The organism is Akkermansia sp. JRP_AM1, from assembly GCF_049262625.1.
Classification (GTDB): Bacteria; Verrucomicrobiota; Verrucomicrobiia; order Verrucomicrobiales; family Akkermansiaceae; genus Akkermansia; species Akkermansia massiliensis.
The window spans coordinates 620,922-632,528 of record NZ_CP118234.1 but is presented as its reverse complement, the minus strand read 5'-3'; the positions used below and the strand labels follow the sequence as shown (position 1 = coordinate 632,528).

Here is an 11,607-nt window from a genome sequence, read left to right as displayed (position 1 = left end):
TTGAAGTTTGAGAGTTGAGAGTGGAGCGGAGACGCTCTGCTCTCCAAACCAGCAGGGTCGTTCCGGCATTGTCCGGGGCGGCCCTGCTTGTGTAAGGAAATAGCGTCCTCCGGAGTAATAGGCCGTGTGGGCTGAAAGGACAGAATGGAAAAAGAAAATGGTGTCCATCCTGTCCATCAAGTCCATTTTGTCCACTACTCTCCCCGTGCCGCTCGCCGCCCTCCACACGGCACGCCCCTTCCGATTCTATAAAACGGCGCAGAATACTCCTGCGCGCCCTCGTCCGCTGTCTGATGTCAGAAAAATCCGGAAGGCGTGGAATAGGGCCTTTTTTATGCGATTGCGGCGGCTTTTCGCGGGGGTTGCCCCTACGCGCGCGCACGCGTTTTCTAACATTAGTCTTGCAAAAAATTAAGATAAGCGTAGTATATTTCAGTTATGTCCGAAGATACCAACGAGGTTGTTGAAACCACCGTTTCCACGACGGCGCAGCATGAATACGGCGCCGCGCAGATTGACAAACTGGAGGGCCTGGAGGCCGTGCGGAAGCGCCCCGGCATGTACATCGGGGACCCTGACGAAAGAGGCTTGCACCACTGCGTATTTGAAGTGCTGGACAACTCCATTGACGAGCATCTGGCCGGCTATTGCAGCAAGATTGACATTGTGATCCATGTGGACGGCTCCATTTCCGTTGTGGACAACGGGCGCGGCATTCCGGTGGAGATCCACCCGAAGTTCGGCATCCCCGCCGTGGAACTGGTGCTGACCAATCTGCACGCGGGCGGCAAGTTCGGCCAGGGCGCCTACAAGTACTCCGGCGGTTTGCACGGGGTGGGCGCCAAGTGCGTGAATGCCCTGTCCGACTGGTTCAGGGCGGAAGTGCGCCGCGACGGCAAGCGCTACCAGATCAAGTTTGAACGCGGCAAGACGATCGAGCCCCTCCGCGCGGTGGGCGCCTGCGCCTGTGAAATCACGGGCACCACGATCACTTTTTTCCCGGACTCCACCATTTTCACGGATACCACGGAGTTCAAATTTGACCGCCTGACGACGCGCCTGCGCGAACTGGCTTTCCTGAACCCCGGCCTGGTCATCGAGCTGATTGACGAGCGGGAGGCCCCGGTGCGCCGGGAAACCTTCTTCTATAAGGAAGGCATTGTGGAATTCGTGCGCCAGCTGGGCCGGAACAAGGAATTGATCAATGAGGAACCCATCTCCATTTCCGGCGTCCGGAAGGTGGAAGTGGAGTACGACGGCAAGAAGATGGAGGATGACGTCCTGGTGGACGTGGTGTTCCAGTACAACAATACGTATGAAACGAACATCCTCTGCTTTGCCAACTCCATTTACAACGGGGACGGCGGAACGCACCTTTCCGGTTTCCGCGGCGCCCTGACGCGCGTCATCAACGGCTACGCGAAGGCGAACGGCCTGCTGAAGGAAAAGGACCCCTCCCTGAGCGGGGAGGACGTGCGCGAAGGCTTGGTGGCGGTCATCTCCGTCAAGATGCCCAACCCGCGCTTCTCCTCCCAGACGAAGGACAAGCTGGTGAACACGGAGATTGAAGGCGTGGTGGGCAACGTCGTGTACGAGGAAATCAAGACGTACTTTGAGGAAAACCCGGCGATGGCCAAGAAGATCATCGAAAAGAGCATCACGGCCGCCCGGGCCCGTGAAGCCGCCCGCAAGGCGCGCGAAACGGTCCGCAAGAGCGCCCTCTCCATCGGCGGCCTTCCCGGCAAGCTGGCGGACTGCTCCGACCGGGACCCCGCCAAGTGCGAACTGTTCATTGTGGAAGGTGACTCCGCCGGCGGCTCCGCCAAGATGGGGCGCGACCGCCGCACGCAGGCCATCCTGCCCCTGCGCGGGAAGGTGCTGAACGTGGAAAAGGCCCGCCTGGACAAAGCGCTGGGGAGCAAGGAAATTCAGAACATGATCACGGCCATCGGCGCCGGGATCGGGGAAGGGGACGATGAAGCCTCCTTCAAGCTGGACCGCGTGCGCTACCACAAGATCATCATCATGACTGACGCCGACGTGGACGGCGCCCACATCCGCACCCTGCTTCTCACCTTCTTCTGCCGCCACATGCCGCAGCTTGTCCGCGCCGGGTACCTGTACATCGCGCAGGCGCCCCTGTACCGCATCATCCGCAGGAAAAAGGAGGAATACGTGCAGGATGACGTAGCCCTGAACCGCAAACTGATTGAACTGGCCGTCAATGACGTGACCCTCCGCTTTGCGGACGGTTCCCGTTCCTTTACGCCGGACGAGCTCTCTGCCATTCTGGAAACGCTGGTCAACCTCCAGCGCTACACGGAATCCATGCAGGCGCAGGGCGGCTCCCTGGAAGACCTGCTCAGCCACCGGGAGGCTAACGGCGATTTCCCCGAATTCCTGGTGAAGGTGCGCAGCGGCAACGAAGAGGAAATCCTCTTCTTCCATGACATGGAAGCCCTCACTGCCTTTTCCGAGGAAAACAGGGACCTCTTCATCTTCGGCATGCCCACGGAAGAGGAACTGCTGGAAAACCCCCTCCCGGACCGGGAAGGGCCCAGCCGCCGCTCCATCACCCATGAACTGCATGAGGCCAAGGCTATTGCGCGCGCCCTGACGCGCCTGGCTGAACTCGGCATCCCCGGGAACATGCTCGTATCCATGGATACGCCCCTGTTTGAACTGGTGGAAGGGGAAGGAGACAAGGAACGGACCACGGCCCTCTTCTCCGTAATGGACATTCTGGAATCCGTCATCTCCATCGGCAAGCGCGGCGTGGAAATCACGCGATTCAAGGGTCTGGGTGAAATGGACGCCAAGGACCTGTTCAAGACGACGATGGACCCGGAACGGCGGGAGCTGCTCCGCGTCATCCTGAATGACGACAACGCCGTCAGGGCTGATGAAATGTTCACCATCCTGATGGGGGACGTGGTGGAGCCCCGCAAGAACTACATCGTGGACCACGCGCTCAACGTCCGCAACCTTGACGTTTAATTCCTACACTTTCTCCCAGAACCATGGAAAACAATAGAATCAAACCGGTGGACGTAGCCAGTGAGCTCTCCACTTCTTTCCTGGACTACTCCATGTCCGTCATCATCTCCCGCGCCCTGCCGGACGTGAGAGACGGCCTCAAGCCCTCCCAGAGGCGTATCCTGTACGCCATGAAGGAACTGAACCTGTCCCCCGGCGGGAAGACCCGCAAATGCTCCAAAATCGTGGGTGACACCATGGGTAACTACCACCCGCACGGGGACGCCGCCATTTACGGCACCCTGGTGAACATGGCGCAGGACTGGTCCATGCGGGACATCCTCGTCATCGGGCAGGGCAACTTCGGCACGCCGGACGGGGACCCCCCCGCCGCCGCCCGATACACGGAAGCCAAGCTCTCCGGCATGGGCGTGGCCCTGATGGCGGACCTGGACAAGGACACCGTGGACTTTGTTCCCACGTACGACAACGAGCACACGGAACCCACCGTGTTTCCCTCCGCCTTCCCGAACCTGTTGGTCAACGGCGGCACGGGCATTGCCGTGGGGATGGCAACCAACATGCCCCCGCACAACCTGGGGGAAGTGGTGGACGGCATCTGCGCCGTGATTGACAACCCGCTCATGACGGTGGATGAACTGCGCCAGTACATCAAGGGACCGGACTTCCCCACCGGGGGCGACGTGCTGGGCTTTTCCGGCATTGACAACTACTTCCGCACCGGGCGCGGCTCCGTGCGCATCCGCGGGAAGATAGACATGGAAATGACGGACTCCGGCAAGGACCTCCTCATCATCCGTGAAGTGCCGTACGGCGTGAACCGCGCCGCCCTCCAGGAACGCATCGCGGAACTGTACAAGGACAAGATCCTGACGGACATTTCCGGCATCCGCGACCTTTCCGACGAGAAAACCTGCATTGAAATCGAACTCAAGCGGGACGCCCGCCCGCAGGTGGTCATGAACCAGCTTTACAAGCTCACCTCCATGGAAACCTCCTTTGCGGTGAACATGCTGGCGATTCACGACAACCGCCCCAAGACGCTCGCGATGCTGGACGCCATCAACTTCTACATCGAGCACCGCCGCGAGGTGGTCGTGCGCCGCACGCGCTACCTGCTGGGGGATGCGGAAAAGGACGCCGAACGCCTGGAAGCCTTCCTGCTGGCCCTTCACCACATGGATGACTTCATCACCATCATCCGCGACTCCAAGAACAGGGAGGAAGCCCGCGAACGCCTCCAGAACTACACCTTCTCCACGCAGACGGCGGAAAGCCTGGGCATCCTGATCCGTTCCCAGGCCTCCGTGCAGGGGGACCGCTACATCTTTACGGAACGCCAGGTAAACTCCATCCTGGACCTGCGCCTGTACCAGCTCACCGCTCTGGAAAACGACAAGATTTCCGGGGAATACGCGGAACTGCTGGTCCGCATCAAGGACTATCTGGACATCCTGGCGAACGAATCCCGCGTGCTGGGAATCGTGAAGGATGAACTCATGGCCATCAAGGACAAGTACGCCACGCCGCGCGTCACGCGCATCATTCCCTTCTCCGGGGACATGGCCATTGAAGACCTGATCCCGAACGACACGATGATCGTCACCATCACGCACAGCGGCTACATCAAGCGCACCAACTCCGCGGAATACCGCGTGCAGGCCCGTGGGGGCAAGGGCGTGAAGGCCGCCACCACCAAGGGGGCCAGAAAGGATGCGGAGGCGGACTTCATCGAGCACCTCTTCGCCGCCCAGAACCACGACTACCTGATGTTCTTCACGAACACCGGGCGCGTGTACGTGGACCGCGTGTATGAAATTGACGAGGCCGCGCGCAGCGCGCAGGGCCGCAACATCAAGAACCTGCTGGACCTCCAGCCGGAGGAAGCCATCGCCGCCATCCTGCGCCTGGAACGCCGGGTGGATGAAAAGGGCAATGACATCACCTTTGCGGAAGGCAGCGGCAACGTGGTCTTCGCGACGAAGGACGGCACGGTGAAGAAAACCAGCCTGAACGACTTTGTCAACTACCGCAAGGCCGGCATCATCGCCATCAACCTGGAGGAAGGCAACACCCTGGTGAACGCGGAACTCACCACCGGAGAAAATGAAATCGTGCTCGTCACGCATGACGGCATGAGCATCCGCTTCCCGGAGGAAGCCCTCCGCACCCAGGGCCGCAACACCATCGGCGTGCGCGGCATCCGTCCGCGCGAGGGAGACTACGTGGTGGCCCTTGCCATTGTGGACCCGCAGAAAACCCTGCTGGTGGCCTCTGAAAACGGCCTTGGCAAGCGCACCTCCTTTGACGAATACCGCACGCAGGGCCGCGGCGGCACCGGCATCAAGACCATGAACTGCACGGACAAGACCGGGAAGGTGGTATCCGCCACGGTCGTTTCCGAGGAGGATGAACTGATGCTCATGACCACGGCGGGGCAGTCCGTCCGCATCAAGGTAGCCACCGTGCGCGAAACGGGCCGCGCCACCCAGGGCGTGAAGCTCATGACGCTGAACGACGGCGAAGCCATCCAGGACATCTCCATCGTCATTCCGGATGATGAAGACGAGGAAGGTGCGGAGGGAGCGGAAGACGCGGAGGCCGGGGAAGATTCCGGTGAAGCGGAAGCCCCTGCGGAAGAATAAAACTACATGGAACCCCGCTCCGGAATCAGCCGGAGCGGGGTTCTTCATCCGCCGTTTTTATGGAAGAAACCCTTTCCCTGCAAAAGTGCGCCGAACGCCTGGAACGGCGCGGATTCAGATGCTTTGTAGTTCCGGGCCTGAAGGAAGCCGCAGGCGTGATGCGCGGCCTGGTGCGGGAGTTCAACCCGGCGTCCGCCTCCTACGGAGACTCCATGACCTTGAAGGCCACGGGAATTCTTGACGACCTGCGGGCCAATCCGGACATTCAATTTTACGACGGCTTTCTTCCGGACATGGACCGGGAGGAAAAATGGGAAATCCGCCGCCGCGGCATGACGGCGGACCTGTTCCTGACCGGAATCAACGCCGTCAGCATGAAGGCAACCCTGCACTGGGTGGACATGGTGGGCAACCGCGTGGCTCCCGTAGCGTTCGGCCCACGGCACGTCATTCTGCTGGCCGGAGCCAACAAGCTGGTGGCCACGCCGGAGGAGGCGCGGGAACGCATCCGCCGCATCGCCCCGCTGAACGCCAAACGCCATGAAGACTTCAAGACGCCCTGCATGTACACGGGAACCTGTGCGGACTGCAACTCCCCGGACCGCCTGTGCAACATCCATATGTCCATTGTCAAATGCTTCCCCAAGGGAAGGATCACTGTCATCCTGACGGAGGAATCCGGAGGACTCTGAGCCGTTCTGCCATGCCCGTTCAATCCCGGATAGAAATCATGGCCCCGGCGGGGTCGTTTGAATCCCTGGCCGCTGCGTTGCAGGGCGGGGCGGACTCCGTCTACTTCGGCGTGGGGAAGCTGAACATGCGTTCCCGCGCCACGGCCAACTTTTCAGAGGAAGACCTGCCGGAAATCGTGGCCCGCTGCCATGAGGCGGGAGCTAAGGCCTACCTGACGCTGAACATCATCGTGTATGATGAAGAGCTGGAGGCGGTGCATGCCCTGTGCGGCTCCGCCCGGAAGGCCGGAGTGGACGCCGTCATCGCCTCCGACCTGGCGGTGATCGCCCATGCCCGCTCCATCGGGCTGGAAGTCCACATGTCCGTGCAGGCCAACGTCTGCAACATGGCCTCCGTCAGGTTCTACGCGCAGTACGCGGATGTGGTGGTGCTGGCACGGGAACTCACTCTGGCGCAAATCCGGCACATCATTGAATCCATCCGGAAGGAGGACGTGAGGGCCCCCTCCGGGGAACTGCTCCGGGTGGAAATCTTTGCCCACGGGGCGCTGTGCGTGGCCGTGTCCGGCAAATGCCACATGAGCCTGGCCGCTTACAACTCTTCCGCCAACCGGGGCGCCTGCTTCCAGAACTGCCGCCGCGCCTACCGCGTGACGGATGAGGAAACGGGCAATGAACTGGTGATAGACAACAAATACGTGATGTCTCCCCGGGACCTGTGCACCGTTCCGGTGCTGGACCAGCTTCTGGACGCGGGCGTCTCCGTGCTGAAGCTGGAGGGGCGCGGCCGCTCCTCGGATTACGTCAGAACGGTCACCTCCGTGTACCGGGAGGCCGCCCAGGCATGCCTGGACGGAACCTTTTCCGCAGCCAGGGCGGAAGCGTGGATGAAACGGCTGGAATCTGTCTTCAACCGCGGATTCTGGCAGGGCGGATATTACCTGGGCGTGAAATGGGGGGAATGGAGCGGTTCCGCCAACAGCCGCGCCGCCCTGCTGAAAATCCACATTGCCAAGGTGGAAAACTTTTATAAAAAGAACGGGGTGGCGGCCCTTTACCTGGAAGCCGGCGGCTTGTCCGCGGGGCAGACCATCCTCATTGCAGGCCCCACCACGGGAGCCGTCCGCGTGGAAGTGGAATCCATGCGGCGGGAGACGGCGGCGGGCATGGAACCCGTGGACGCCGCGCAAAAAGGGGAAACCGTCTACCTGGCGGTTCCGGAACAGGTGCGCCGCCGGGACAAGGTGTACCTGCTGCGCCCCCGCACGCTGGAAGACTCCTGAACTTCCTATTCCGCAGGAATGTAACAACAAGGCCGCCGGAAGAAAGGCAAACGGCTGTTCCCTCTTTCTCCGGCGCTTGTTTTTCCCGGATGCCGGGGATGAACGGAGAAATGCCGCTGCTCATTCTCCCGTTCCCTGTCCGGGAAGACGTTAATTCCCGTCGTCAGGCAGTTGGAGCAATGGGAGAATGAATTCAGGCCTGCCATGAAAAAAATCCTGGGCATGGAGGACGGGCGGTAGGATTCCCCATGCCGCTTTCTGCCGGAGCCGTTTTTCTACAACTTCCTTCCCTTAAAATCAGATATTGAATTCCGGAATTGAGAGTCCGGACGGATTTAATGATGGACTCACCCTCTGCTGATTAGGCAGAAAATTAATCGGTACGGAAATTCCCGTTGAATGAAAAAGAATTTCTCCTGCGTACTAGTGTAAAACTGTACGCCATGTTTGACTCATGTTCCATCCTGCGCCTTCTCTCCTGCGGCTGTGCCGTACTGGGAGCCGGAATACTCCACGCTTCCGGACTGCAGCCCTGGCTGCGGGAATTGTCCGGAATTCCGCTCGCGGCCTCCGCAGAGGGAAGAAACCAATGGATGCAGCAATTATGGGCGCGGACGGCGGAGCATGTATCTTCCCTTTCCGATCCGTCTGCCGCGGATGACTGCGGGGATGCGATGGCGCTGCTGGCTCCCGTGTTCCAGGCATGGCCGGACGGGCAGAAAGCCGGGGCCGCGCTGGCGGAAATCCTTTCCGTTCCGGCGGAGCGGGTGGGAGCCGTTTCTTCCTGGGACGGCCTGATGAAGCATCAGGAAGCCATTCTGGAAAAAGTCCGCTTCCTCCGGCTGAAGAAACTGACGGCTTATTATGATGCGGCCGCCATCCGCCGCGCGGTGAAACGCAACCGGGAAAAATACGGGGAACGGTACCCTGATGCTGAGGTTTTCCTGGCCCGGCTGGATGAGTGGGAGAAGAAGCTGGGGCCGCTGGACCGGTGGGTGGACCGGGCAGGGCCGGAGCAGGCGGACCAACTGCGTGAACTGGTGGAACTGCGGAAAAAGGCCCTTATTGAATCCCTGCCGGAACAGGACTCCCTGCGGGAATGGGTGAGCGTGCGGCGTTTCAACCCGTCCGGAAAAAGCTCCTTCAATCATGACCGCCCGGCCAACTGGCAGGGAATCTCCAGCATGCCGGGTCCGGGCCGCACGTACCGCAGCGGCATCGTGAAATTTAACGGCATCTCCTCTTCCTCCCCGCGGCGCAGCTGCTGGGGGACGACCGCTGGATGGGGCATCTGGAAGTGGACTTTTCCGGGGAAAGGCTCATGTTCACCGGAAACCGCTTCGGCAAGAAGGAAAACAGGCCCTGGGACGTCTTTGAACTGGACCTGAAAACCGGGAAAACGGAAGCCCTCACCGCCCACATGCCGGCGGATACGGACAGCTACAACTCCTGCTACCTGCCGGACGGCCGCGTCATCTTCGTCAACACCTCCGGCATGCAGGGCGTGCCCTGCGTAACCGGGGTGGACTACGTGGGGAACATCCACCTTTACGACCGGGAGAGGAAGACGACCCGGCGGCTCACCTTTGACCAGGACAACAACTGGTTCCCCGCCATGCTGCCGGACGGCCGCGTGATGTTCCTGCGCTGGGAATACACGGAGAGCGCCCACTACTTCAGCCGCGTGCTGATGCACATGAATCCGGACGGCAGCGACCAGAAGGAATACTACGGTTCCAACTCCTACTGGCCCAACAGCCTGTTCAACGCCCGCCCGCTTCCCGGCAGGCCGGGCATGTTCGCGGGCATTGTGAGCGGGCACCATGGTGTCAAGCGGCTTGGGGAACTGGTCATCTTTGACGTGAACCGGGGCCGTACCGCCACGGAGGGCGCCATGCAGAAAATCCCGGGCTACGGAAAACCCGTGGAAAACGTCACCAGGGACCAGTTGGTGGATGGATTGAAAACTCCCTATTTTGCGGAACCGTATCCGCTGAATGAGGAGACCTTCCTGGCCGTCTCCTCCCCCTCCGGAGACAAGGGCGTCACTAATGTGGTCTGGTGCGACATGTACGACAACATTGTCCCTCTGACCGCTTCATCCTATTTCATTTATGCGGACCCCGCGCCGCTGCGCCCGCGCACAAAGCCGCCCGTGCTCCATGACCGCGTGAAGCCGGAAAGCAAGACGGCCACGGTCTATATCTCCGACGTGTACCGGGGCCGCTCCATGGCCGGAGTGCCGAAGGGGGAGGCAAAATTCTTGCGCGTGTTCATGTCCGAGTACAGCCCCCGCAACACCGGAAGCCACTATGCCATGGGCATGGAAAGCAACTGGGACTTGAAGGTGCTGTACGGCACCGTTCCCGTGAATCCGGACGGCTCCGCCATCTTTACGGCTCCGGCCAACCAGCCGCTGACCCTCCAGGTGCTGGACGGGGAGGGACGCGCCCTGGCGCTGATGCGGAGCTGGTTTTCCGCCATGCCGGGGGAAACGTTAAGCTGCATCGGCTGCCATGAACGGCAGAACTACGCGCCGCCCGCCAAGGCGGTCATGGCCTCCCGGCAGAAGCCTGCCGCCATCACCCCGTGGTACGGTCCGGCGCGCACCTTCTCCTTCATGAATGAAGTGCAGCCCGTGCTGGACCGCCACTGCGTCCGCTGCCACACCGCGGAAGACAAGGCCCGCGCGGGAGTCCCGGACTTCATGACATTGGAGGCCGTCAAGGGTGCTCCCGCTCCCGGGTCCGTCGCGTACTGGAACCTGCACCCCTACGTGCGCCGCAACGGTCCGGAGGGGAACTACCTGGGGCTGGCCCCCACGGAGTTCTTCGCGGATACGTCGGAACTCTACCAGCTCCTTAAAAAGGGGCACCACGGCGTGGAGATGCCGCAGGAGGACTGGAACCGCCTGGTCACGTGGATGGACATGAACGCCCCCTACCTGGGCGAATGGCCGGGAGAGCGCAATGAAGGATTGCTGAAACGCCGCTATGACCTGCACAGGCAATTCTCCGGAGCGGAACGGAATTACGTGACGATGAAGGATTCCCTGTTCCGGAGAAACGCCAGCGGACCTGTTTTCAACGGGGAAAGGCCCGTTCCGGGAGCCAGTGAAAAAAGCGTGCCCGTCCCGGAACCGCGGAATGAAACGCTGTCCGTGGATTTGGGGGGTAGCGTAAGCATGACGTTCCGCCGCATTCCCGCGGGAAAATTCAGGATGGGAAGTGAACGGGAAACCCCGGCGGAAAAACCCGCCTCCCCGGTGGAGATTGAACAACCGTTCTGGATGGGAGAGGCGGAAGTGACGCTGGAGCAATACCGCCGCTTTGACCCGGAATACCTCAATGGATGGTACGACATGCACTACAAGGACCAGGTGAGGCCCGGCTACGACATGGATGCCGATCCGCGTTTTCCGGCCGTCCGGGTGCCGTGGACCAGGGCCATGGAATTCTGCCGCTGGCTTTCCGGGAAAACCGGGAAAAAGGTGACGCTGCCCACGGAAGCGCAGTGGGAATACGCGGCCAGGGGCGGAGCGGATACGGACTTCTTCTTCGGGGAACGGGATGCGGACTTCTCCTCATACGCCAACCTGGGGGATGTGACGCTGAAGGAGCTTGCCGTCTCCGGCGTGGACCCCAAGCCGATTAAAAATCCCAACCGTTTCTGGGACTTCGTGCCGCGGGATGAAAAATATAATGACGGGAAGCTTCATCTGGCCCCCGTCAAGAGCTACAAGCCGAATGCCTACGGACTGTACGACATGATCGGAAACGCCGCGGAATGGACCCGTTCCGAATACAGGCCCTACCCGTGGAAGGAAGGGGACGGGCGCAATGAAAGCCTGGACTCCCGCGTTCCCCGTGCCGTGCGCGGCGGTTCCTGGTATGACCGCCCCCGGCGGGCCACGTCCTCCTGGCGCTGGGGGTATCCCAGCTGGCGGCCCGTGTACAACGTGGGGTTCCGCGTGATGATAGAAGACTGAAT

At 61.0% G+C, this 11,607-nt stretch carries 6 protein-coding genes; all 6 read left to right on the top strand.

Going from position 1 to position 11,607, the window contains the following annotated elements; all coding sequences use genetic code 11:
- Positions 1-438 precede the first annotated feature (438 nt).
- The 6 genes from gyrB (at position 439) to PVA48_RS02870 (ending at position 11,605) form a co-directional block, all read left to right on the top strand.
- Positions 439-2,997 carry a DNA topoisomerase (ATP-hydrolyzing) subunit B gene (gene gyrB, locus PVA48_RS02895; RefSeq protein ID WP_423232209.1) on the top strand — a complete coding sequence of 853 codons (2,559 nt, stop codon included), beginning with the start codon at positions 439-441 and terminating at the stop codon, positions 2,995-2,997.
- Positions 2,998-3,020: 23 nt separating this feature from the next.
- The gene (gene gyrA, locus PVA48_RS02890; RefSeq protein ID WP_022397204.1) at positions 3,021-5,642 is read left to right on the top strand and encodes a DNA gyrase subunit A; all 2,622 of its coding nucleotides are present in this window, start codon (positions 3,021-3,023) and stop codon (positions 5,640-5,642) included.
- A 59-nt stretch (positions 5,643-5,701) separates the two neighbouring features.
- Positions 5,702-6,334, top strand: coding sequence for a lactate utilization protein (locus tag PVA48_RS02885; protein ID WP_102721756.1), 633 nt, complete (start codon positions 5,702-5,704; stop codon positions 6,332-6,334).
- Between the two features lie 11 nt (positions 6,335-6,345).
- Positions 6,346-7,617, top strand: a complete 1,272-nt coding sequence (locus tag PVA48_RS02880; protein ID WP_102726390.1) for a peptidase U32 family protein — start codon at positions 6,346-6,348, stop codon at positions 7,615-7,617.
- A gap of 443 nt (positions 7,618-8,060) precedes the next feature.
- Positions 8,061-9,005, top strand: a complete 945-nt coding sequence (locus PVA48_RS02875; protein ID WP_423232208.1) for a hypothetical protein — start codon at positions 8,061-8,063, stop codon at positions 9,003-9,005.
- Positions 8,900-11,605 (top strand): SUMF1/EgtB/PvdO family nonheme iron enzyme, encoded by a 2,706-nt coding sequence (locus tag PVA48_RS02870; RefSeq protein ID WP_423232207.1) that lies wholly within the window; start codon positions 8,900-8,902, stop codon positions 11,603-11,605. The genes PVA48_RS02875 and PVA48_RS02870 overlap by 106 nt, the downstream gene beginning before the upstream one ends.
- Positions 11,606-11,607 lie beyond the last annotated feature (2 nt).

Bases quoted from the DNA above. Each gene is read 5' to 3' on its own strand.
- PVA48_RS02870 (WP_423232207.1), top strand. From the start codon at position 8,900: ATGGGGCATCTGGAAGTGGACTTTTCCGGGGAAAGGCTCATGTTCACC.
- gyrA (WP_022397204.1), top strand. From the start codon at position 3,021: ATGGAAAACAATAGAATCAAACCGGTGGACGTAGCCAGTGAGCTCTCC.
- PVA48_RS02875 (WP_423232208.1), top strand. From the start codon at position 8,061: ATGTTTGACTCATGTTCCATCCTGCGCCTTCTCTCCTGCGGCTGTGCC.
- PVA48_RS02880 (WP_102726390.1), top strand. From the start codon at position 6,346: ATGCCCGTTCAATCCCGGATAGAAATCATGGCCCCGGCGGGGTCGTTT.
- PVA48_RS02885 (WP_102721756.1), top strand. From the start codon at position 5,702: ATGGAAGAAACCCTTTCCCTGCAAAAGTGCGCCGAACGCCTGGAACGG.
- gyrB (WP_423232209.1), top strand. From the start codon at position 439: ATGTCCGAAGATACCAACGAGGTTGTTGAAACCACCGTTTCCACGACG.